Origin of the sequence: Akkermansia biwaensis (assembly GCF_026072915.1) — a bacterium.
In the GTDB taxonomy this organism is placed as follows: domain Bacteria; phylum Verrucomicrobiota; class Verrucomicrobiia; order Verrucomicrobiales; family Akkermansiaceae; genus Akkermansia; species Akkermansia biwaensis.
In genome coordinates this window covers 1,353,168-1,376,633 of the sequence record NZ_AP025943.1, presented here as the reverse complement: position 1 = coordinate 1,376,633, position 23,466 = coordinate 1,353,168, and the positions used below count along the sequence as shown (strand labels likewise).

Sequence of the window (23,466 nt, the reverse complement as noted above, 5' to 3'; positions counted from 1 at the left end):
AAAGGTTGTGAAGCGCTGCTTCAATGCATGGCATTATATGCTACGGCCCCGGCCAGTACAAGCACGGCGATGACGATCCACATCGCAGCGACCGTGCGGCTGCCTGCGGCGGAGCCGGTGCCCTGGACATGGCCGTATTTGCCCTTGAGCTTGCCTTTCTTCAGGAAGCCGTCGTAGTTGCGGGAAAGGAGCGTGGTTTCCACCTGGCGCATCATGTCAAGCAGCACGCCGACGAGAATCAGAAGGCTGGTGCCGCCGAAGAACTGGGTGACCAGATAGGGGATGCTGCCGCCGATGTTCAGCAGGGACGGCAGGAAATAGATGAGGGTCAGGAAGGCGGACCCGGCAAAGGTCAGCCTCTGCATGGTCTGGTCCAGGAAAAGGGCGGTGGGGGGACCGGGACGAATGCCGGGGATATAGCCGCCGTTGCGTTTCAGGTCTTCCGCGATCTGGGAGGGCTGGAACATGGTAGCCACCCAGAAGTAGGAGAAGAAGAAGATCATGAGGCCGGAAATGATGTAGTAGCCGGAGGAAGCGGGGTTCATCCAGTCGTTCATCTTGGTGGCGATCCACTGCAGCGTGGTGTTGTAATGGGCGATCTGGGAGAAGAGTACCTGCGGCAGGGACAGAATGGCCGTGGCAAAGATGACGGGCATCACGCCGGAGTAGTTGAGCTTGAGCGGCAGGTACTGCGTGGCTCCGCTGAACATTTTATTGCCCATGACCCGTTTGGCGTACTGCACGGGTATTCGCCGCTGGGCCTGTGTTACCGTGACGACGAGGGCCACGACGATGATCAGGAAGGCTATCAGGGCCACGAGCAGCATGGCGCCCATGGGAACAACCGCTCCGTCCTTGTACACGAGGGTCTTCCACGCCAGGGTGACCGCACCGGGAAGGGCGTGAATGATGTTCACGGAGATAATGAGGGAGACGCCGTTGCCTACGCCACGCTCTGTGATCTGGTCACCGATCCACATCAGGAACATGGTGCCGGCCACCATGATGAGTACGGTCATCAGCGCAAACTGCATGCCGGGGTTGATGACAAGCTGGCAGTCCGCGGGAATGTTGAGGCCCAGGGATTTCAAGCGGTCAGGATGCTCCAGGGTACCTACCAGGAACCAGCCCTGCACGATGGCAATGACGATGGCAATGGCACGCGTCCATTTGGTCATTTTCTGGCGTCCGCCTTCCTCCCGCACCATCTTGGCCCACTGGGGAACCACGGCGGAAAGAAGCTGGGTCATGATGGAAGCGGAGATATAGGGCATGATGCCGAGGGCAAAAATGCCGCACTGCTGCAAACCGCCGCCGGAAAAGATGGTCAGGACGGTAGCCAGTCCCGCGCCGGGGCCGCTGGCATTGGCGGAGGCTTCAATCACCTTTTGCAGCTCCATGACGTCAATGCCCGGCAGGGGTATCTGCACCCCGAGGCGGACAACGACGATCATCGCCAATGTGAACAAAATCCGGTGCCTGAGCTCCGGTACTTTCATGGAGTTTGCAAATGCGGATATCATGGTCCTGTTATATAAAAGTTGTCGCGCAGCTTTAAGTCCCTGTCGCGGCGGCTTGTACCCGGGGCATCCATGGGGGCCGCAACAGTAAACACAATGATGCGAACCGGGTCAAGCTGCATGACCCGGTTCGCCAAATGTGATTAGGCCTCGCTAAGCACAGTGACGGAGCCACCGGCCTGGACGACCTTTTCGCGGGCGCTGGCGCTCACGAAGTCCACGATCACGTTCAGGCTCTTGGTCAGAGTCCCGTTGCCGAGAAGCTTCACGGCGTCACAGGGGCCCTGGACGAGCTTGGCGGCGCGCAGGGAGTTTTCATCAACCGTGGCACCGGCTTCAAACACGCGTTCGAGCTGGGAGAGGTTGACGATGAGGATTTTGTCCTGGAAGCGGGTGTTGTTGAACCCCTTCTTGGGCAGACGGCGGTGAAGGGGCATCTGGCCGCCTTCAAATCCCGGGCGGATGGTGCCGCCGGAACGGGCCTTCTGGCCCTTGTTGCCTTTGCCGCAAGTCTTGCCAAGACCGGAGCTTTCCCCGTTGCCAAGACGCTTCTTGCGGTGCTTGGCGCCCGGATTGGGCTGGATAGAATGAAGCTGTAACATGTTATTTACAATGGTTGGGTTGTCGTGGAGGCGGCGGCGCGGGGCTGCCGCCTCCTTGTCAAATTAGATGGCCTTTTCCTTCTTCTTGCCGCGGTCGGCAAGCACCTGGTCGCTCGTACGCAGGGAAGCGAGAGCCTGCAGGGTGGCCTTCACCACGTTGGCGTGGTTGGAGGAGCCGAGAGACTTGGCAACAATGTCGCGCACGCCGGCTGCTTCCAGCACGGCACGGATGGTGTTGCCGGCGATCAGACCGGTACCGGGGGAGGCGGGCTTCAGGAGCACCTTGCCTCCGCCGAATTCGGAATAGACTTCATGCGGAATCGTGCCGTTGACGATGGACACGGGACGCAGCTGACGCTTGGCGGATTCCGTAGCCTTGCGGATGGCGTCGGCCACTTCGTTAGCCTTGCCGAAGCCGAATCCTACGCGGCCTTCCATGTCGCCGCTCACGACGAGGGCGGAGAAGGAGAAGCGGCGGCCGCCCTTGACGACCTTGGCGCAGCGGTTGATGAACACAACCTTTTCAGCCAGCTGGGGACCTTCTTCAACAGGAGCTTCAGCCTGGGGGCCACGGCGTCCGTCACGGCGCGGGCCACGGGGGCCGCGTCCATTCTGACCGTCACGACGGGGACCGCGGGGGCCGCGGAAGTCGCGACCGGCAGGTGCGGTTTGCTGCGCTTGGGCGGGAGCGGGAGCTTCCGTGGCAGGAGCAGTGTTTTCCGTTTCGTTATTCATTTAGGGAATCTTTCAATTAGAATTTCAAACCAGTTTCACGGGCGGCGTCGGCCAGGGCCTTCACCTTGCCGCAGAACTTGAACCCACCGCGGTCGAAGACGACTTCGGTGACGTTGGCGGCCTTCGCACGTTCGCCGATCAGGTTGCCCACCTTGACGGCGGAAGCGCAGTTGGCGAGCTTGGAAGGATCGGCGATGGAGGCATCGGCCGTGGACGCGGAGCAGATTGTCTTGCCTGCCGTGTCGTCGATGATCTGGGCATAGACGTGACGGTTGGAGAAATAGACAGCCAGCCGGGGGCGGGAAGCCGTACCGGAGAGCTTTCTGCGGATGCGGCGGTGCACCTTGGCGCGGACGGCTTTGCGATTGATAGTACTCATCGTGTATAAATATGTTGCAATAGTTATTACCTGAATTACTTACCGACGCTCTTGCCTTCCTTGCGGCGGATAACTTCACCGGCGAAGCGCACACCCTTGCCCTTGTAGGGTTCCGGGGGATAGTACGCACGGACTTCAGCGGCAAACTGGCCTACGACCTGCTTGTCGATGCCTTCGACCGTCACTTTCGTGTTTTCGGTCACGGTCACCTTGAGGCCTTCGGGAATCACCTGGTTGATCGGATGGGACTTGCCCAGGTTCAGGTCCAGGATGTTGCCCTTGACGGCGGCACGGAAACCGACGCCGACGATTTCAAGGTTCTTGACGAAGCCTTCGGAAACGCCGATGACCATGTTGTTCAGAAGAGAACGGTTCGTGCCGTGCAAGGCGCGAAGCTGGCGGCTTTCGCCGGCGCGGTCAACGGACAGCTGATTGCCTTCAACGGTAGCGGTAATGCCTTCCGGGAGAGTCCAGGAAAGCTTGCCCTTGGGGCCTTCCACCTGTACGGAGGAGCCGTTAACCTTTACCGTTACCTTGTCCGGCAATGTGATGGATTTTTTACCAACTCGGGACATATGATTTAGGAAATGTTAATGGTTACCAGACAAGGGCGAGAAGTTCGCCGCCGATGCTCTGCTTGCGCGCCTGCGCACCAGTCATCACACCACGGGAGGTGGAGACGATGGCAATGCCAAGCCCACTGAGGACGCGGGGAATGTCCTGGGAAGAAACGTACTGGCGGCGGCCCGGCTTGGAGCTGCGCTTCACGTCGGTGACAACCGGCTTGCCCTGGGGGGTAAACTTGGTCTTCACCTTGATTTGCTTCTTCACACCTTCACCGATCACTTCGTAGCTCCAGATGTAGCCTTCTTCCTGAAGAATACGGGCGATTTCCACCTTGATGCCGGAGCAGGGTGCGGTAAATTCCTCATTGCCGGCCAGGCTGGCGTTCTTCAAACGGGTGAGGAAGTCGGAAATAGGGTCACTTAATACGGCCATAATAAGAAATAGTTAAGCGTTAGCGGTTTGAGTTTCTTCAGCCTTCTTCGCTTCGCGCATGGGCACGCCCAGGGCACGGAGCAGGTCGCGACCTTCATCGTCCGTGGGAGCGGACGTCACGAAAATGATATCGAAGCCAATCTGGCGCTTGATCTGGTCAAGTTCGATTTCAGGGAAGATGGACTGGTCGGAAATACCAATAGCATAGTTCCCGTTGCCGTCAAAGGACTTGTAGGGAAGTCCGCGGAAGTCGCGGATATTGGGGGCGGTGATATTGATGAAGCGGTCCAGGAATTCCCACATGCGGACGCCGCGCAGCGTTACGCGGGCACCCAGAGGTTCGCCTTCGCGCACCTTGAAATTGGCCACGCTCTTGCGGGCATAAGTGATGGACGGCTTCTGGCCGGTGATTTTTGCGATTTCGTTGACGGCATCTTCCACGGCCTGCTTGCGGTCCGGGTGCTTGCCCATGCAGGAGGTGACAACAATCTTCTCCAGGCGGGGAATCTGATGCACGTTCTTGTATGCATGCTTCGCTTGAAGGCCGGGAACGACCTTTTCACGGTAGTATGTTTGCAGTGTTGGTGTACTCATTGTTTTAGCGGGTCAGCTCTTGATAATGATTATGGCTTAAGCGCAGGGTCAGGCAAAAAGCCTAGCCTACTTTCTTCACGTTGGAGATGTGAATCGGGCCGTTGATCTCCTGAATGCCGCCTTCCGGATTCTGTTCGGTCGGGCGCACGGCCTTTTTCAGCGTGCGGGCGCCTTCTACGATGACAGTACCTTTAGCAGCATTTACGGCGAGAACGGTGCCGCGCTTGCCCTTGTGGTTACGTCCGGTGATGATTTCTACTTCATCACCTTTTTTCACGTGGGTCTTCATATATGACTATTTCTTACGCGTTTATGCGATTAAGATCTACCACTCCCTTGGTGGCAGGGCAGGAAGAGTATTATAGGATGGGCCTTTTCGTCAAGCCCGCATCCTAAAAAAATCGTTTTTAGTTCTTGAACACGAAAAACGCACGCAGAAAAAGGAAAACTCCGCCCGTCCGTTCCAATTCCTTTTTTCCAGCTCCGTTTTTCATGGAGAGGAGACCTTCCCGCAACGGGCGCACGCCGCCGGATCATGGCCGGCCGCTTTTACTTTATCAGTCCTCATCGGAAGGAATTTCCGCACCCTGCCAGCGCAGCTTGGCGCGCAGGAGAGCGCCGAAGTTCTGCTCCCGGAGATGCACCAGGGTCAGACTTTCCGGAGCCTTGCGGATAAGCAGGCTTTCCCCCACTTCCATGGGATAGGCGGAACGGCCGTCCAGGGAATACACCATGGAATCGAAGCGGCCGCGCCGCTCCCTCGGCCTCAGGCGGATGGTCATGGTATCCGGCAGGACCACGGAACGGTTCGTGAGGCTGTGCGGGCAGATGGGCGTAACGCACACCACGCGGGACATGGGCCATACCAGCGGACCTCCGGCGGAAAGGGAATACGCCGTGGAACCGGTAGGGGTGGAAACCAGCACGCCGTCCGCATGGTAGCGGTTCAGCAATTCTCCGTCTATTTCCGCATCCAGGTCCACCATTTTTCCCGTCTGCGCACGGATCAGGGAAACCTCATTCAGGGCCAGCTTGCGTATGGATTCCGGAACGCCGTCCACCCTGATTCTGGTCACTTCCAGCATGGCGCGCTCATCCGTCTGGTAGGAACCCTCCTGGAGGGCATACGCCAGCAGCGGAAGCTCCTGCACGGAACAGGTAGTCATGAAGCCCAGCCTGCCCAGATTTACTCCGGCCAGGGGAACATGATGCATGGCCGCCAGCGAAGATACGGTGAGCATGGTCCCATCCCCCCCGAACGTCACCAGCATGCTGCACCGGCCGATCGTCTGTTCCAGCACTTCCGGCGTCTCAATAACGCAGGAGTTCAATCCGTGGCGGGAAAGTTCGCGGCGCATGATGCGCAGCGCTTCCACCAGGCCGGGTTTTTCCGCCAGAGCAACCAGGCCAATTACCTTGGGAGGGTTCATACGCGCAATGTACTCCATTTCCCTTCCCTGCTCAACTGGTAAACCGCGGCCGGGCAAAGATTCCCGCCAGCCCCGGAAAACCACTAATTTCCAATTCCTCGTTCTTTTTTGTTATACAGGATTATAAATATGTGCTAAGGGTGAAAAACGTGAAATGGCCCATCCTTATTCTGCTGTCCTGCCTGCTGCCCGCCTGTTCTACAACAGGAAAAAGCCCGCATGTCCGGAATACGGATCCGGCCGTGCAGGCAACGGAGGCACATGTAAAAAATGCTCCCTACAAAGTCGGAGGAAAGAGATATGTTCCCATGAGCGTGCAGGAAGCCCTGAACTACAAGGAAACGGGATATGCCTGCTGGTATGGCGGAACAAAACACCGCCTCAGGACTTCTTCCGGAGAATATATCAATCCCCGGACCTCCCTGACGGCGGCCCACAAGACACTCCCGATGCCATGCAAAGTAAAGGTTACCTGTCTGAAAACCGGGAAATCCGTCATTGTGAGGATCAACAACCGCGGACCATTTCACAGCAATCGTCTGATCGACCTGACCTCAGCGGCCGCGCACCGTATCAATCTGAACGGCCGCGGCATAGGAAAGGTTCGTCTGGAAGTAGTCTCCGTGGGCGACGGCAACTATGAAATCTTCGCCCGTTAGCCATACATTTCCATTACTTTTCTCCGCATTTCCGTTCATCCATGATCTCTTCCCGCATTCTCCTTGCCGGACTCTTCTGCCTGTGTCCATTTTCCCTGGCACAGAAAATTGAACCGGACCCCAAAAATACGCTGATCATCATCTCCACCAGCGACATCCACGGCAATCTGGATAAATTCCCGAAACTCGCCACTCTGGTGAAAAAATACCGTTCCAAATTCCCTCATGTGCTGCTGATGGATTCCGGAGATTATTTCATGGGCAATCCCTTCGTGGACGACTGGGAAAAACCCGGACTGCCCATCACCATCCTGATGAACAAGCTGGGATATGACGCGGCGACCATCGGCAACCACGACATGGATTACGGACAAACGGCCCTCCGCGACCACATCAAGGGAATGCCGGGAACAAAATTCGTCGTTACCAACCTTTCCCCCTCCCCGCCTCTGGAAAACTGCTTCCTTCCCTATGCCTCCATTCCCATCAAGGGGACTCCCATCTCCGTAGGCGTCATCGGGCTGGTGGACATGCAGACCACGGATATCCTGAAGATGGACGGCATCACCTGGAAACTGCCAAATGAAACGGACTACAAAGGCGTCATGGACAGGTTCCGCCTGCATCACAACACAATCAATGTCATCCTCAGCCACATGGGGTATGATCACGATTTGAAAATGATGAAATATTCCCCGAACATCGACGTCATTCTTGGCGGTCATACCCATGTCATGCTGCCCAAGGGCCATCTGCGGACCGGCACCCTGCTCAGCCACACGGGGCACAGGCTGAGCTACGCAGGAGTCACCAAGATCATCTTCTCCACGGATAAAAAGCCGGCCGTCCTCTCCAAATCTACGGAAGCCGTATCTCTGGACCCCCTTCCGGACGATCCGGAAGTGAAAGAGATTGTCAGGCAGTTTACCTCCAACCCGTTTTTCAACCAGCAAGTTGCCATTGCCAAGGAAGAAATCACGCACGTCACCATAGGCCGGTATTTCTGCAAAGCCATCCAGAAAGCGGCAAACGCAGACATCGCCATTTACAACCGCGGCGGAGTCCGGGCCAAAACCCATCTTTCCAAAGGCCCCGTCACCATCAAGGACGTCTATGAAATGGAGCCGTTCCGGGAAACGGTCGTCACCTGCAAAATGACCAAGGCGGACATCGAACAACTGATCCTGACCAAATTCATGGCTCCCATGGAAAAGGAAGGCGGCATGCTGGAAGTTTACTGCGCCGGCTTTTCCTACCAGATCATGGACGGCATCAACCCAAGCATCACCAGTACGTTGAGGGACGGAGTGATATACACCGTCGCCATGGGCGACTACCTGTGCAACAACTTCAACTTTCCCCAGCAGGGAGAAGGTTGCGCCGTCGGGAAATCCGTACGCCAGGCGTTAATCTCCTACCTCATGCAGCTCAAGGAACTGGTGAATCCCCCGCCTACCCAGCTTCCCATCATTCGGAAGACGACATTCTCCCTGTAAACACGGAAAACATGCCGGAGGAAATGGAACATTCCTCCGCTTTCCGGCAAGCTGCGGCATCCAACACACATGCGGCGCCGGAATCATTTTCCGAACGCCATTTCCGCAGTCGAGAGACTCCGGCCTCAGCATCTTTTCCCAGGCCGCGTTTCCGTCTCCGTTCTTTTTTGCGGCAGCCTTGCAGAAACACAGGGAGCGGTTGAACGCACCGCAGGCCCATGTTATCATCAAGACAGCCATGCAGCCGGAATCCCATCACGCAACGCCGGAGCGGAACAGGAACACGGACGATCTCCATATCCTGCCATCCGGAGCGCCAGCGATGGCCAGTCCGCCTTTTGACCGGCTGTTTGAAGCAGGCGCCGGCCAGGGATTGTACGCTCTTGCCACTTCCAACTGGGAAACGCCTCTCGGTACGGCGGCCTTTTTCCTGAAAACCATGGGAAGGCAGGCCCTCACCCGCATGGCCCATGCCGCCGCCGAACGGCCCGACGAAGTGGACAGCGTGCTGGACCACCTTCTGCCCAATGCAGCGGAAAGGGTTTCCCTGGCGGAGCAGTTCCCTCCCGTGCCGGGCGGCGAATATATCACGCCCACTGTCATCTCCCGATGGTTTGAAGACTTCCGCCGCCTAGTGAAAAAGGAAACCGGCACACGCGGCATCACGCCCGCCGCCTGGCTGAAGGCCCTGGGAGCGCCCTGGGACCAGATCGGCAAGGTGTTTTTTCATCTGGCGGAAAACCGGGACGATTCCACGGGACTGCGCCCTTTCGCCTTCATGGCCACTTTCGCGCACCAGAGCGCGGCGGACAATCAGATACGGCACTTGCCCCTTTCCTCCGCCCTGAAACTTCACGAAGGCAATCATACGGCCCTGCTGGCCGTCCTCCAGCCTTTGCAGGAAGCCGCCCGTGAAAGCCGGCTGCTCCAAAACCTGCTGGAAAGCGGAAAAATATACTCCCCCCTGGCCTGGAGCGCTTCGGAAGCCAGGGACTTCCTGCAGGACAGCCCTCTTTATGAGCGGGCGGGAATCATGGTCCGCATGGTGAACCTGTGGAAAAAGGCGCCTCCCAAACTTCAGGTGAAAGTTACGGCGGACACGGCGGACGGAGAAAAAGCCGTCCATTCCTCCGGCCTTTCCCTCTCCACCCTATTGAAATTTTCCGTTTCCGCCACGCTGGACGGCAGGGACCTCACGCCGGAAGAGCTGGAAGAACTGCTCAATAACGGAGACGGCCTTATCCGTTTCAAGGGAGAGTGGGTGCGCGTGGACGCCCAAAAGGTTAAAGACCTCATGGAACGCTGGAACAGGGCGGCGCGCATGATGAGTTCTCTGGGCATTCCCCTGGTGCAGGGACTGCGGCTGCTGGTGAACGGACCTGCGGACCGCCTGGCGGAACTCCCGGAGCCGGACGAAGACTGCCTGATGGAACCAGGCGGCAATCTCCGCAGCATTCTGGATGTGCTGGCGGGAAATTCCCCCGTACCCGTGCCGGAACTGCCGCCGCATTTGGACAGGATTCTGCGGCCTTACCAGAAGGAAGGCTTCTCTTTCCTGTACAGAACCACGGAAAGAGGGTTCGGCGCGTGCCTGGCGGACGACATGGGGCTGGGAAAAACCCTTCAGGCCATTGCATGGCTAGACACGCTGAGACGGCAGGGAAAACTGGAGACCGTCCCGGCGCTCATCGTCGCCCCGGCCTCCCTGCTGGGCAACTGGAAGGAGGAAGCGGAACGCTTCGCCCCGGAACTTGTCCTGCGCATCATGCACCCTTCCGCTCCGGATTCCTGGCAGCCGTCCCCAACACGGATGGACACCCCATGCCACGCCGTTATCACAACCTACGGCATGGCCGTGCGCACTCCGGCGTTGGCGGACCTGCATTTTCCCGCCATTGTTCTGGATGAGGCGCAGGCCGTTAAAAACGCTTCTTCCGCGCGTTCCCGCGCCATCCGCGCCCTGCACGGGGAGAGGCGGATTGCCCTGTCCGGAACTCCCGTGGAAAACACCCTGAATGAAATCTGGAGCCTGATGGAGTTTCTGAATCCCGGACTGCTGGGAAACAAAAAAAGTTTTGAGAAATTCACGCGCTCCCTGGAACGGGGATACGCCCCTCTCCGCCGGCTGATTCGCCCCTTTATATTGCGCAGAATGAAAACGGATCCGGCCCTGCTTCCAGACCTGCCGGACAAGACGGAGATTCCCGCCTACTGCCAATTGACCCCGGAACAGGCCGCCCTGTACCATCACCAGATAGAGACCCTGCATGCAATGCTGGACGAGCCGGACCCGGCCAAACGCCTCATGCTCGTTCTTCCTGTGCTGGCGCGGCTCAAGCAAATCTGCAACCATCCCGCCCAATTCCAGGGCACGGACGACTATCTTCCGGAACGCTCCGGAAAATTCCTCCGTCTTCAGGAACTGTGCTCCTCCATCGCGGCACGGCAGGAAAAAGCCATTTTGTTCACCCAGTTCCGTTCCGTCATCCCCCACCTGCACGACCTGCTTTCCCGGGTTTTCGGCCGTCCGGGCCTCACGCTGCACGGAGGCACGCCCATTCCGGAACGTCAGAACATTGTCTCCTCCTTCCAAAAGGAATCAGGTCCTCCCTTCTGCATTCTGTCCCTGAAAGCGGCGGGAACCGGGCTGACGCTGACGCAGGCCTCCCACGTCATCCATGTGGACCGCTGGTGGAACCCCGCCGTGGAAAGCCAGGCGACCGACCGCGCCTACCGCATCGGACAGCACCGCAACGTTCTGGTGCACCGCCTGATTTGCCGCGGTACCATTGAGGACCGCATTGACGCCATGCTGACTGAAAAACGCCGCATGGCGGACGACCTGTTCTCCGGAGGACCGGAACAATGGCTGATGAACATGAGCCCGGAAGAATTGAAGAAACTGCTCTGCCAATCCTGAACAACGGCTTTGCCGCCGGCGGCGGACAAGCCGGGCATTCCGTTATTCCGCCTGCACGGGCAAACAAACCTCATGGCCCGCATGATGGCGTCCATGAGGCTTATTCATATGTAGTGATGCTCCGGAAAAACTCCCGGTTCAGGAAATAACCCCCAGCGGAGCCGTGGTCTTCCAGCCGCCGCGGGTGAAATCCGGGAACTCCACGGGAACGCCGCCCTGCGCGATGGAATGCGCCGTCAAGGGCAGCAGGGAGGACCAGTAGGCTCCTTCATAAACGTTCTGATCCATCGGCTCTCCGCGGCGCAGGCATTCCACCATGCGATACAGCATCACGAAGTCCATGCCCCCGTGGCCGCCCATCTTCATGGCCAGATCCCCTATGCGCTTCCAGAGAGGATGGTCATATTTCTCATAAACAGCTTTCAGCCCGTCCTTCCCCTGAATCCATTCGTGATAATTACCGTTGCCCAGCTTCTCCCCGGCTATGCGGGTGGGAAAACCCGCCAGGGTGCCGGCAGTTCCCTGAATCAGATTGGAACGCGAATAGGGGCGGGGGGACGTTTCGTCCAGTTGAACGACGATGGTCCGTCCCAGGTTCGTTTTCACAATCGCCGTATTCATGTCTCCGCACACAAAGGGCGTGCGGTTCCAGCGGTGGTCGGGAGGAAGATGCTTTTTGGCGTAGGCCGTACGCCCCAGAGCCGGGGAGGCAAACGCCGCCAGACGGCTGAAATTGTCGTCCTTGCGCGCCAGGCTCATGTACTGGGCTACCGGGCCCAGACCGTGCGTGGGATACAGGTTGCCGTTGATTTTGGTATGGTACTCCGGCCGCCAGGCTCCCTCCCCGCGGGTATCCCCCAATTGCGTCACCAGGCAATGGATATAGGAGGCTTCCCCGTGAAGCAGATCCCCGATCACTCCCTGCCGGACCATGTTGAGGAACATAAGCTCGTCGCGCCCGTAATTGACGTTTTCCATCATCATGCAGTGCTTCTGCGTCGCCTCGCTGGTATCCACGATCTTCCAGAGTTCTTCCAGAGAAACGGCCATGGGCACCTCCACAAAAGCGTGCGCTCCGTTCCGCATGCTGTCGCATGCGATGCGGGCATGGGAGCTCCAGTCCGTGCTGATAATAACTGCATCCGGCTTCAGTTCGCGGAGCATGGAGAGGTACTCCCTTTCACCGCCGGAATATCCCGCGGGCTTTTTCCCCGTTTTTTTCAGCACTCTGTCCACGCCGCGTTCCGTCAGATCCTGCTTCAAGTCGCACACGCCCGTGATCTCCACCCCGTCCATCACGCACATCTGCGCCAGATGGGAGAAGCCGCGGCCGCCTACGCCGATGAAAGCTATCCTGACCCGGTCCAGCGCGGGAGCCCGGAACCCGCCCATGTACACGGAGCCGGAGGGACGGGAAGGCGCCGGAACGCCGGTACTCCAAAGACGCTCCTCCGAGGGAATGTCCAGAGCCTGAGCCGTGAAACCGTTCCCGACCGCAGCCGCGCCGGCTGCCAGCCCCAGGGATTTGAGAAATTCTCTGCGAGATGAAAAAATAGACATAATCTGCAAGTATAATTCAATGGAAAATACGCCTATCCCATACCGGATTTATCACCTTTCCGGAAGAGAAGGAAAAAAGAGGCGGATGCCTCATTTTGTGATTTGCAAAGTCCGGGCAAGCTTCCACTATGACAGAACCTACTGCCCACTGTCCTACTTCAAGTTATGCGCTACTTTCTTCTCATTCTGCTGCTCGCCGGAGGCTATTACGGCTGGAATTATTATCAAACCGACCTTCTGCCCCGGCATGAGGAGATCAAGGCCATGGAAATGGAACCCTATCCGGAACTGGATGCGGCCCAAATGCGCTTTGACGAACTGGCGGAACTCCACGAACAGCAGGCGGCGCGCCTCCAGTCGGCCATCCAGCGCAAGGAGGAAGCCGTCCGGAAATACTGGGACGGCCAGATGGAAAAGGCGGACAAAGCCGCGGCGGTTTCAAAAACGTCCCGGGCCGCTTCCGGGACGCCCCAGGCCCGTACTGCGGAAGACCGGATTGCCCGGCTGCTGCAACAATACGACAGACGCGCCGCGGATGTGGAGGAACTCCAGAGCAAGCTAAATACCACCAAACAACAGCTTTCCGCCGCCCAGGCGCGCCTTCAGGAGCAAATACGCCAGGTGGAAACCCGGCTGGATATCGACCGCATTCAGCGTGCGGAAGCCTCCAACACGAAGAGCAGGGAATTCAAGGTAACGGAAAACAGGGAGGAATTGCTCAAGCTCCAGGCCAGCCTTCCCCAGGAACTGGAACGCATTACCCGGAAGGGCGAGACCATGATCCGGGAAAAGACGGAAGCCTGGGAAAAGGCGAAAAGGGAACTCTCCCTGTTCCAGAACAAGGTGGACAGGCAGATTGCCAGCATCAGGGACACGATGAATTCCCCCCTGGCGGAGGAATATGACGATACGGCCATTCTGGCGGAGGACCCCGAATTCCAGGCCATGATCGCCCCGTTCGACCGGGCTGTAAGCCATGAAGAGAGCCTGACCATGAGGACGGAGGCGAACGTGGAGGAACAGGCCAAGGTCGTGCACAACCTGCAGCGGATCAGGGACGGGAGCATTGAGGAAAGCCGCAGCCGCCTGAAGCAGGAGGAACAAATTTTCTTCACGGCTGCCACCGTTATCGGCGCTATCCTTCTGGTCTCCTTCCTGCTCTCCTTCACCAGGAGGAAATGAACTCTTTGATGGTTGACACTGCACGGCAAACCTAGTTTACTGTCCAAGCCGCCGGGAACCCGTGGAGGCACGACTGGCAAACCCCGCCAGGACCGAGAGGTAGCAACGGTAGCTTGTTCGTGTTTGCCGCGTCCGTTCCCGGCGGTATTTTGTTGAACGGCCCACGCCGGGATTGAACCGGGGCCCTCTCATGGTAGAATGCCGCCCATGAACGCGTCCGCCGCCCTTGACTGGCTGTTTTCCACCCAATTCTTCGGAATCAAGCTGGGACTTGAAAACACCCGGAAACTGCTGACGGCGGCAGGCGCAGACCGGCCGGACGCCACCGTGGTTCACGTGGCCGGCACCAACGGCAAGGGCTCCACCTGCGCCATGATTGAAGCGCTGGCGCGTGCAAAAGGCTATAAAACCGGCCTGTTCACTTCCCCCCATCTGGTGGAATTTGCCGAACGCATCCGCGTGAACGGGGAAATGATTCCCCGGGACACTCTGGCGGCAGAAATCTCCTTCATGAAAAACCTTGCGGAAGGATGGGAACAGCCCCCCACTTTCTTTGAACTGGCCCTGGCCGTCGCCCTGCGCCACTTCATCAGCAACGGGGCGGATTTCATCATTCTGGAAACGGGCCTGGGCGGCAGGCTGGACGCCACCAACGCCCTGCGCAAGGACATCTCCGTACTGGCTCCCATCGGGCTGGACCACCAGCAGTATCTGGGAAACACCCTTGCGGAAATTGCCGGAGAAAAGGCGGCGATCATCGCCCCCGGAAAACCCGTCGTTACCGCTGTTCAGGAACCGGAAGCCATGGCCGTCATCGAATGGACGGCACGGGAACGGCTCTCCCCGCTCACTGTGGCGCGGGCGAACTCCGGAACTCCCCGCCCCTCTCTTCCCGGACCGCACCAGATTGAAAACGCAGCACTTGCACTGGAAACCATGAAACAACTGAATGCCCTCCCGGAAAGCGCCCTGATAGAAAGGGCCCTGAAATCCGTGCAGTGGCCCGGCAGGTTCGAGCGCATCGGCACGCCGCCCCTGGTGCTGGACGGAGCGCACAATGAACACGCCGCACGCGTTCTGACCGCCACATGGAACGAGGAGTTTCCCGGACAAAAGGCGGCCCTGGTCTTTGCCGCGGCCGCGGACAAGCAGATTCGGGACATGATTCCCGTTTTCCGGGAAATTGCGGGAGAATGGCACCTGGTGCCCTGTTCATCCCCGCGCATCATGCCTGCGGAAGACATGGTCGCCCTGCTGAAAAACCTCGTATCCGAACCTGTTTTCATTCATTCTTCCCTCTCCGAAGGGCTCCGCAAAGCAGTGGAATCCCCGCTGCCTGCCCTGGCCGCCGGGTCTCTCTTCCTGCTCGGAGACTTGAAAGCCCTGCTCCACCGCACGGAAAAGCGCACTACCTCCCAGTAAACAGAACTTACCTACGGCTGTGATTCCCGAAGACGACACCACCCTTTCCTCCCTGCGCCCCGGCGATGTTCGCCCCGAACTGCTGGCCCCCGCCGGAGACATGGACTGCGCCCGCGCCGCCGTCGCCAACGGCGCGGATGCCATCTACTTCGGCCTGGACCGCTTCAACGCCCGCCTGCGCGCCAACAATTTCACACTGGATTCCCTGCCGGAGCTGATGCGTTTTCTCCATGCGCACGGGGTAAAAGGGTACGTCACGATGAACACGCTCATTTTCACTTCCGAGCTTCCGGACGCCCTCGCCTACCTGGGGTATCTGAATGCCGCCGGGGCTGACGGCGTCATCGTGCAGGACATGGGGCTTGCCCGCTGCCTCACGGAATGGAGCCGCCGGGACCCGGCCATGAAACTGGAATTGCACGCCTCCACCCAGATGACGCTTACCTCCCCGGAAGGGCTGGAGTTTGCCTCCCGCTTTCTGGACCTGAAACAGGCGGTGCTGGCAAGGGAACTGAGCCTGAAGGAAATCGAGCAATGCGCACGGCACACGGACATTCCGCTGGAGGTCTTCGTTCACGGCGCTCTCTGCGTGGCTTATTCCGGGCAGTGCCTTACGTCGGAAAGCCTGGGCCAGCGCAGCGCCAACCGGGGGGAATGCGCCCAGGCGTGCCGCATGCCCTATGCCCTGATTGTGGACGGCAGGCACGTGCCGCTGGGGGAAAAGCGCTATCTGCTCAGTCCGCAGGACCTGTGCGCCCTTGACCGCATTCCGGAACTGGTCCGGATGGGAGTCAGAAGCTATAAGATAGAAGGCCGCTTGAAGAGCCCGGAATACGTGGCGGCGGCAACGGCCGCCTACAGGAAGGCGCTGGATGCCGCCTGCGCCGGAATTCCCGTGGACCGCATGGTCACCGCACGGGACCGCTACGCCCTGCAAATGGTGTTTTCCCGCGGATTCTCCACAGGCTGGCTGGACGGGACGGACCATCCGCGCCTGACTCATGGCCGCCACGGCAAAAAACGCGGAGCTTATGCGGGCGTCATCACCGCCTGCGGCCAGGGCTGGCTGGAAATCCGGCAGGAAGCGGACATTCCGCTCGCTCCCGGAGACGGATTCGTCATTGACGCCGGAGAAAACCGCGACGAAGAACAGGGCGGCCGCATCTGGAAAGTGCAGAGAAACCGCCTTTTCTTCCACGGAAAAGCTTCCCATATTGACTGGAACAGGGTCATGCCGGGCCAGAAACTCTGGAAAACGGACGATCCGGCGCTGAATGCGGAATTGAAGAAAATGCGGGAACATATGCCGGAAGCGGAAACGCCCATTCATCTGGTTTGCACCGGAGCCGCCGGAGAGCCGCTCACGGTATTTTGCCCGGAATACGGATGTTCCGTGCAGTCTTCCCAGCCCCTTCAACGCGCTGAAAACCGCCCCCTAACTTCTGAAACGCTGGAACGGCAGCTTGGCAGGCTGGGCGGCACGGGATTCCGGCTTTTTTCCTGCGAAAACCGTTTGGAAGACGGGGTGATGATTCCGTTGAGCACCCTCAACCAAACGCGCCGGGCCCTTGTGGAGCGGCTCCAGGCCGCGCAGGCTCCTTCCGGAGAAACCCGCCGGGCTCCCGCACCCTACAGCATCCCCGTCATGGCCGCGGAACAGGATGTCCGGGAAACACGGGGGAAACTTTCCGTGCTGTGCCGCAGAATGGACCAGATTCCCGCCGCGGTGAATTCCGGGGCGGATGCCGTTTATCTGGACTTTGAAGACATCCGGGACTATGCGGCAGGCGTCCGCGCCGTGAAGGAGGCAGGCAACCGGGTTCCCGTCTTCCTGGCGACGCCCCGCATCCAGAAACCCTCGGAAACGGGCTATTTCAAGGTCATGGAGAGGGCGGAACCGGACGGCGTGCTCATCCGCAACCTGGGAGCGGCCGAACATTTCCGCCATTCCCCTCTTCTGCGCATCGGTGATTTTTCCCTGAACGCGGCCAATCCATGCAGTTCCGCCATTCTGAAGGAACAGGGGAATCTGGAATACCTCACCATTTCCTATGACCTCAACGCCACCCAGGTAACGGACCTGCTCCATGCCGCCCCGCCGGAGTGGTTTGAACTCACCATTCACCAGCATATGCCCATGTTCCATATGGAGCACTGCGTTTTCTGCACTTTCCTGTCGGATGGCACCAGCTATAAAAACTGCGGAAGGCCCTGCGAACAATACCGGGTTCAGCTGCGCGACCGCGTGGGCCACGTCCATCCCCTTCTGGCGGACGCCGGATGCCGGAACACCTTGTTCAACGGAAGGGCCCAGACCGGAGCCGGCTTTTTCCGGGAATTCCGTCAACTGGGCCTCTTCCGCTTCCGCGTGGAACTGCTGGACGATTCCCCCGCCAAAACACGCCGCCTCGTCTCCCGCTACCGCGGCCTGCTGGACGGGTCCTGTTCCGCCGCCCGGCTCGTCAGGGAACTGGATGTCGCGGAACAGCTCGGCACGACGGAAGGAACGCTTCGCCCGAAATAGCACGCCGCGCCGTCCCCCTCAACCGAAGGGATGTTTCGGAAAACAAGTCCCGGAAAAAACGGGAATGAAAAATGCACCGCCCGTGTCTTGAAGCACGGTGGAAACGGCATTATCATGGTAAAAAAGGGAGTAATGGAACTTTTGGAGGATGATTAATCCCCTCCTTTTCCATGCTTCCGACCCTTTTGCAGTATGAGCACCTCCCTGAAAGACCGATTGATCCGTCACATGAAAGACGGGCATTATGAACCGCAGAGCAAGTCAGAGCTGGCCCGCGCCCTGAATGTGGATTCCCGCCAGCGCCTGGACCTTCGGAATCTGGTGGACCAGTTGGAGGAAGAGGGCATGCTTGTACGCCTGCAAAAGGGCAAATATGCCCTGAAAAGGGAGCGGCGCGATTTGGTACAGGGCAAAGTCCGTATCCTGCGTTCCGGTAAAATTCTTTTCCTCCCCCAGAAGGGAGATTCCGCAGCGGCGTCCATGGGCTGGGATCTGGATTCCATTCCGGAGCTGGAACTCAAACCCGAACGGCTGAATACCGCCCTGGACGGAGACCAGGTGGCCGTGCGCGTGGAACGCAAGGCAGCCAAAGGCAGGCGCAACGACCGCAGAAGCCGTTCTTCCGCGTCAGACGCAAATTGGAAAGCGCGCGTGGAGGAAGTGACGAAACGCGCCAGATCCCGCTGGCTGGGCGTTTTCCGCACCGGAAAGAACAAATTCGGGCGCGTCCTGGGAGACGGTTCGGGGTCTCCGGCATACATTGAGGTGACGGAAGCCCCCGCCATGGAAGTACTGCCGGGGCAGCTTGTCTCCGTGGAGCCGGTCACCTACGGCGGCGACAAGAAATCACCGCGCGGGAAAATCGTGGAAGTGCTCGGTTATGCGGACGAACCCCATGTGGATATGGAAGCCGTCATCAGAAAATACGACCTGCCCGTGGAATTCCCCGCCGAAACGCTTCAGGAAGCGGACGCGCTGCCCGCAGAGCCCTCCGCCAGGGAACTGGCCAGGCGGGAAGACTGGACGGACCGCACCGTCATCACCATTGACCCGGCAAGCGCCAAGGATTTTGACGACGCCATTTCCATCAGAACCACGCCGGAAGGGTGGGTGCTGGCCGTCCACATTGCGGACGTCTCCCACTTTGTTCAGCCAGGCGGCGCTCTGGACCGGGAAGCGCGCAAACGGGGCAATTCCACCTACCTTCCGGACCGCGTGCTGCCCATGCTTCCCCCGCGCCTTTCCGACGATTTGTGCAGCCTGAGGCCGGGCGTCGTGAGGCTGACAAAGGCATGTGAGATGAAATTCAACAAAAAGGGGAAAATGCTCCACGCCCGCTTTGCGGACGCCTATATCCGCAGCAGCGCCCGGCTTACCTATCAGGAGGCGTTTGCCATGATGAACGGCCGCGACAAGGCGGAAATTCCCGCCCTGGTCAGGGAGGCATGGAAGCTGGCCTCCATCCTGCGCCGCAACCGTTATGCGAAAGGGGCGCTGGACCTGGACTTCCCGGAAGTGCGCGCCGTCATGGACAAGGACGGCCGCGTAACGGGCATTGTCACGGAGGAATACGACGAAAGCCACCAATTGATTGAGGAATGCATGCTGGCAGCCAATGAGGCCGTGGCCCTGACCCTGAAAAACCGCAACCGCCCCACAATTTACCGTGTTCATGAGGAACCGGACTCCGCCAAATTGTTCGAATTCGGCCAGCTCTGCAAGCTGTACGGTCATCCGGTTCATGACATCGGCCAGCGCCAGTACCTGAATGAACTGATGCAGTCCATCAAGGGTTCTCCGGATGAACAGCTTCTCAAGCTGGCCCTGCTGAAAAGCCTGATGCGCGCTAGATACGATACGGAGCCCCTGGGGCACTATGGGCTGGCTACCCCCAATTATTGCCATTTCACCAGCCCTATCCGCCGTTACGCGGACCTGGTGGTGCACCGTTCGCTGGATCCCCTGCTGGCCAACCCGCCGAAAGGGGCAAAAGGCCCCGGCAGTGTGGCGGCTCTGGAGGAAGCGGCGGAACATATTTCCGAAACGGAACGCGTTTCCGCCAGTGCGGAAAAGGATGCCAACCGCATGAAACTTTTTGAATGGCTGGAAGGCCAGTGCTTCGCAGACCATCCGGAAGTGCACGATGCCCTGATTACGGACGCGCGCCACTTCGGCATTCTGCTGGAAATTCCGCGCCTCCAGATCAAGGGGCTGATCAAGCCGGACAAGCTTCCGGGCGGACGATGGGTGTATGAAGCCTTCGCCAACCGCTGGAAGAACGATCAGGGGTTCGTTCTGTGTGCAGGCCTGCGCGTGCCCGTAATTCCCGTGAAGGTGGACCGGGAACAGCAGTGGGCTGACTTTGCAATCGTTCCCAGGGAGAACCAGGAAAGTCCGGGCAAGAAAATTGTGAAGAGAAAAAACGGGCGGCACCGCCCCCGGAAATAATCCGGCAAGTCCTGTGTCCGGAGCCTTCCGGCCCCACCTGCGGCGATTCTTCAGAATTAACTTGAAACAGCGGAGTTATTTTATGTATAAGGTGATTGCTGTTTACTAACTACCGACCCCACGCCTATGAAATCAGGATGTTGAATCTGTAAGCACGCACCATATGAATGCTGAATGCCAAGGCCCGCTCTTGGGTCAGGAGCGGGCCTTTTTCCAAAAAGCTCCGTCATGAAGGAAACAGGGGAGAGCCCTGAAAGTGTCCAACCTGCATGACGGAAATGCAGCATATCCCTGAACAGTCGCCTTTTAATTATGCGGATCTGATCGATTACCGCGAGGGGCAGATCACCAGCCTGGCCCTGTTGCGCTCCAAGGGAGTCAACATAACCATTCTCGCCTTTGACGATGAACAGCTCCTGCCGACCCATCAGACTCCGGGGCCTGCTCTCGTCCAGGTCGTGGACGGTACCGCCTACTTCACCATCGGCAATGCGGAAGCAGATTTGTCCCAGGGAGAAGCGCTGATGATCCCGGCCGGAGTTCCCCACTCCGTCATAGCCAGGGAGCGCTTCAAAATGCTGGTTACCTCCATTCTGCCGCTGGACTGAACGGCATTCCCGTCCGGGAGGGCCCGCGCCGGGAACCATTAAATGTGATCAAGTCACAATTCCCTGACGGAAAAGGTTGAACTTTGTTCCAGATTCAATTCCGGATGCCGCACGGTAATGACGTGCGTACCGGGCGCCAGCACCGCATGGGCTTCATCTCCGTATTGCACGATTTCCAGAGTGGGACATGACCAGAGAGCTCCCGTGGGCAGGTTGGACCGCAATTTGAGCATGCGCCCGCCCCCGGGCATTTCCGGGTCCAGAATCAGGCGGGAGCCGTACAGGGGAACGAGGACGCGGGGCGGTTCTCCGGACCAGTACTCGGGAAGCAGGCACCAGGCGTCCGCCGCCGTGCAGGACGGACTGGTGAACCATTCCGTATAACGGCTGTCCAGATATGCCCTTCCCCGCGCATCGTAATCTCCGGGGGAAGCTTCTCCCGGCATGTTCGCCGGGGATGCCCATTCTTCCCGCACATAGGCGGCGGGTATTTGCATGGCCCCGGTGCGCTTTCCGGTGCGGGAATCAATGAGGATGCGCACCAAGTCCGCACCGGGCTGTGGAAAGGTCGCTTTCCTGTTCCGGTGCGCCAGTTTCATCACTCCGGCAAAAATAGGCCCCGCGCCCGTCATTCCCCCTACCTGCCTCATGGGGGAAGCGTCAAAATTGCCCACCCAGACGCCAACCGTAATTTCACGGGTAAAGCCCACGCACCAGTTGTCGCGGAAATCGGAGGAAGTGCCCGTCTTGCACGCGTAACGGAAGGGAAGATTCATCAACTCATGATCTCCGAACGTAGCCCGGCGCGCTTCCCGGTCCGCCAGAATGTCCGCTACCAGAAAGCACGAAGCCGCGGGCAACACGGACCGCTCCGGAGAAGATTCTCCCGCTGGAGCCTTCTCCAGATTCAAAGTGACGGCCTTTCCCTCGCGGGCCAGACAGGCGTATGCGGCCGTCAGGTCCCTCAGCGTCACTTCCGCATTTCCGATAGCCAGCCCCAGGCCGTAATGCAGGGCATTCCCGTCAATGCCCTGCATACCCAGGTCCTTCAACAATTTCAACAGGCGGGACGGGCCGCCGAACGAGCCCAGCGCCCGCATGGCGGGAATGTTCTGGGAGCATGCCAGCGCCTTTCTGATGGAAATGGGCCCCATGTACGTCTTGTTGTAATTCTGCGGCGCTTCCAGGCCGTGCGCACTCCTGTACGTGGTCGGAACATCCGGCAGAACGGTTCCCGGATACGCACCCAGGGTGAATGCCTGAGCATACACGAACGGTTTCAGGGCGGACCCGGGGGAGCGCGGCATGGATGTTCCATCCAGAAGCCCCCCCTGCGGATGCTTTCTGTTCGCGGAACCAACCAGGCAGAGAATGTCTCCCGTAGCGTTTTCCACCACCACCACGGCAGCCTGGGTCACATGGTGATCCTCAAGGTTGGCCAGCTCCCTCCCTACGATTTCCTGAACTCCGCGCTGCAAGGCGGAATCCAGCGTGGTATGAACTTCCCCGGTCCGGAAGGCTCGGAGAAAGGAGGCCGTCACGTGGGGAGCCAGGGCCTGCCGGCGCTTTTCCGTTCCGGAACTGAACAGGGGTTCCTGCAAGGCGCGGTCCAGCATCTCCACAGGAAACATGCCTTCCTCCTTCATTCTGCGGAGAACGCGGTTCCGGCGTTCCAGGGCCCGGTCCGGGTAGTTGAGGGGATTCAGACGCGACGGCCCCTGGGGCAGACCCGCCAGCAGGGCACATTCCGCCAGGGAAAGATGGTCCATATCCCTTCCAAAGTAAAAACGGGCCGCAGCCGCAGGCCCGCGGCGCAAATTGCCGTAATCCAGACGATTGAAGTAAGCCTCCAGAATCTCCTCTTTGCTCATGGTCATTTCCAGACGCCGGGCTTGAAAAAATTCCCTCATTTTTGAGGCCAGATTTCTTTTGCCTGGAGGATTGGCATTTTTGGCAAGCTGCTGGGTGATGGTGGATGCGCCGGACACAATTTCCCCGCCTGCGGCATTCGTCACGACAGCGCGGCCCAATGCCAGAAAATCCGCCCCTCCGTGGCTGTAAAACCGCTTGTCTTCCGCGGCCAACGTGGCTTTGACCAGCATTTCCGGCACGGCACGCAGCGGAACAGGTTCACAATGGTAATAATCCCGTCCCGGCAGGGTGGCGATTCTGCCTCCGTCCCTGTCCAGCACGACGGCTCCCGGCTTTTCCGGATGCTCCAGACCTTCGGGTCCGGGAAAGAACCACGGAAGCACGTACCAGACAAACAGCCATGCAACGGCAAGCCCAGCCACTGTGCAGAGCAGTTTTTTCCTTTTAAAAAGCCTTCTTGCAACCAGAGTCTTCATGGCCCTTTTCACGGCAGAGGGGTGCCGCGATGACGGCACC

Annotated in this window: 19 protein-coding genes and 1 other RNA gene; 9 read left to right on the top strand and 11 right to left on the bottom strand. The window is 59.0% G+C overall.

Features of this window, described 5'->3' with window-relative positions:
* Positions 1–20: 20 nt before the first annotated feature.
* The 9 genes from secY to OQH67_RS05585 all read right to left on the bottom strand — a co-directional run bounded on the left by secY (position 21) and on the right by OQH67_RS05585 (position 6,259).
* A complete protein-coding gene (secY, locus tag OQH67_RS05625; protein ID WP_251828244.1) occupies positions 21–1,499 on the bottom strand; it encodes a preprotein translocase subunit SecY in 1,479 nt (492 codons plus the stop codon).
* A gap of 164 nt (positions 1,500–1,663) precedes the next feature.
* Entirely contained in the window at positions 1,664–2,122 is a 459-nt protein-coding gene (rplO, locus tag OQH67_RS05620; RefSeq protein ID WP_215435646.1) for a 50S ribosomal protein L15, read from the bottom strand.
* 63 nt (positions 2,123–2,185) lie between these two features.
* Entirely contained in the window at positions 2,186–2,857 is a 672-nt protein-coding gene (rpsE, locus tag OQH67_RS05615; protein ID WP_082770119.1) for a 30S ribosomal protein S5, read from the bottom strand.
* Between the two features lie 16 nt (positions 2,858–2,873).
* Positions 2,874–3,236 (bottom strand): 50S ribosomal protein L18, encoded by a 363-nt coding sequence (rplR, locus tag OQH67_RS05610; protein ID WP_130084394.1) that lies wholly within the window; start codon positions 3,234–3,236, stop codon positions 2,874–2,876.
* A gap of 35 nt (positions 3,237–3,271) precedes the next feature.
* Positions 3,272–3,811: a 50S ribosomal protein L6 gene (rplF, locus tag OQH67_RS05605; protein ID WP_067572230.1), complete on the bottom strand. Its 540-nt coding sequence runs from the start codon at positions 3,809–3,811 to the stop codon at positions 3,272–3,274.
* Between the two features lie 22 nt (positions 3,812–3,833).
* Complete coding sequence (gene rpsH / locus OQH67_RS05600; protein WP_067572228.1) at positions 3,834–4,235, bottom strand: 30S ribosomal protein S8; 402 nt, start codon at positions 4,233–4,235, stop codon at positions 3,834–3,836.
* Between the two features lie 12 nt (positions 4,236–4,247).
* Positions 4,248–4,829: a 50S ribosomal protein L5 gene (gene rplE, locus OQH67_RS05595; protein WP_067572227.1), complete on the bottom strand. Its 582-nt coding sequence runs from the start codon at positions 4,827–4,829 to the stop codon at positions 4,248–4,250.
* Positions 4,830–4,890: 61 nt separating this feature from the next.
* Complete coding sequence (gene rplX / locus OQH67_RS05590) at positions 4,891–5,118, bottom strand: 50S ribosomal protein L24 (protein ID WP_067572226.1); 228 nt, start codon at positions 5,116–5,118, stop codon at positions 4,891–4,893.
* A gap of 268 nt (positions 5,119–5,386) precedes the next feature.
* Positions 5,387–6,259, bottom strand: coding sequence for an NAD(+)/NADH kinase (locus tag OQH67_RS05585; protein WP_067982108.1), 873 nt, complete (start codon positions 6,257–6,259; stop codon positions 5,387–5,389).
* Positions 6,260–6,408: 149 nt separating this feature from the next.
* On the opposite strand from OQH67_RS05585, the gene OQH67_RS05580 reads away from it, so the two are divergent.
* The 3 genes from OQH67_RS05580 (at position 6,409) to OQH67_RS05570 (ending at position 11,334) form a co-directional block, all read left to right on the top strand.
* A complete protein-coding gene (locus OQH67_RS05580) occupies positions 6,409–6,918 on the top strand; it encodes a septal ring lytic transglycosylase RlpA family protein (protein ID WP_215435647.1) in 510 nt (169 codons plus the stop codon).
* Between the two features lie 41 nt (positions 6,919–6,959).
* Positions 6,960–8,414 (top strand): bifunctional metallophosphatase/5'-nucleotidase, encoded by a 1,455-nt coding sequence (locus OQH67_RS05575; protein WP_215435648.1) that lies wholly within the window; start codon positions 6,960–6,962, stop codon positions 8,412–8,414.
* A 178-nt stretch (positions 8,415–8,592) separates the two neighbouring features.
* Positions 8,593–11,334: a DEAD/DEAH box helicase gene (locus OQH67_RS05570; protein ID WP_215435649.1), complete on the top strand. Its 2,742-nt coding sequence runs from the start codon at positions 8,593–8,595 to the stop codon at positions 11,332–11,334.
* A gap of 138 nt (positions 11,335–11,472) precedes the next feature.
* Here OQH67_RS05570 and OQH67_RS05565 read toward each other — a convergent pair whose 3' ends face one another.
* Positions 11,473–12,894, bottom strand: a complete 1,422-nt coding sequence (locus OQH67_RS05565; protein WP_215435650.1) for a Gfo/Idh/MocA family protein — start codon at positions 12,892–12,894, stop codon at positions 11,473–11,475.
* 165 nt (positions 12,895–13,059) lie between these two features.
* On the opposite strand from OQH67_RS05565, the gene OQH67_RS05560 reads away from it, so the two are divergent.
* The 6 genes from OQH67_RS05560 to OQH67_RS05535 all read left to right on the top strand — a co-directional run bounded on the left by OQH67_RS05560 (position 13,060) and on the right by OQH67_RS05535 (position 21,078).
* Positions 13,060–14,076 carry a hypothetical protein gene (locus OQH67_RS05560; protein ID WP_215435651.1) on the top strand — a complete coding sequence of 339 codons (1,017 nt, stop codon included), beginning with the start codon at positions 13,060–13,062 and terminating at the stop codon, positions 14,074–14,076.
* A gap of 51 nt (positions 14,077–14,127) precedes the next feature.
* An RNA gene (gene ffs / locus OQH67_RS05555) (signal recognition particle sRNA small type) lies at positions 14,128–14,221 on the top strand.
* Positions 14,222–14,283: 62 nt separating this feature from the next.
* On the top strand, positions 14,284–15,498 hold the full coding sequence (locus OQH67_RS05550; RefSeq protein WP_215435652.1) for a bifunctional folylpolyglutamate synthase/dihydrofolate synthase: 1,215 nt from the start codon (positions 14,284–14,286) through the stop codon (positions 15,496–15,498).
* A 22-nt stretch (positions 15,499–15,520) separates the two neighbouring features.
* On the top strand, positions 15,521–18,022 hold the full coding sequence (locus OQH67_RS05545; RefSeq protein ID WP_215435657.1) for a U32 family peptidase: 2,502 nt from the start codon (positions 15,521–15,523) through the stop codon (positions 18,020–18,022).
* Positions 18,023–18,250: 228 nt separating this feature from the next.
* Positions 18,251–20,470 carry a ribonuclease R family protein gene (locus OQH67_RS05540; protein WP_215435653.1) on the top strand — a complete coding sequence of 740 codons (2,220 nt, stop codon included), beginning with the start codon at positions 18,251–18,253 and terminating at the stop codon, positions 20,468–20,470.
* A gap of 269 nt (positions 20,471–20,739) precedes the next feature.
* Positions 20,740–21,078 carry a cupin domain-containing protein gene (locus OQH67_RS05535; RefSeq protein ID WP_067572211.1) on the top strand — a complete coding sequence of 113 codons (339 nt, stop codon included), beginning with the start codon at positions 20,740–20,742 and terminating at the stop codon, positions 21,076–21,078.
* A gap of 53 nt (positions 21,079–21,131) precedes the next feature.
* Here the strand turns inward: OQH67_RS05535 and pbpC are convergent, their stop codons facing one another.
* On the bottom strand, positions 21,132–23,426 hold the full coding sequence (gene pbpC / locus OQH67_RS05530) for a penicillin-binding protein 1C (protein WP_215435654.1): 2,295 nt from the start codon (positions 23,424–23,426) through the stop codon (positions 21,132–21,134).
* Positions 23,427–23,466: the final 40 nt, after the last annotated feature.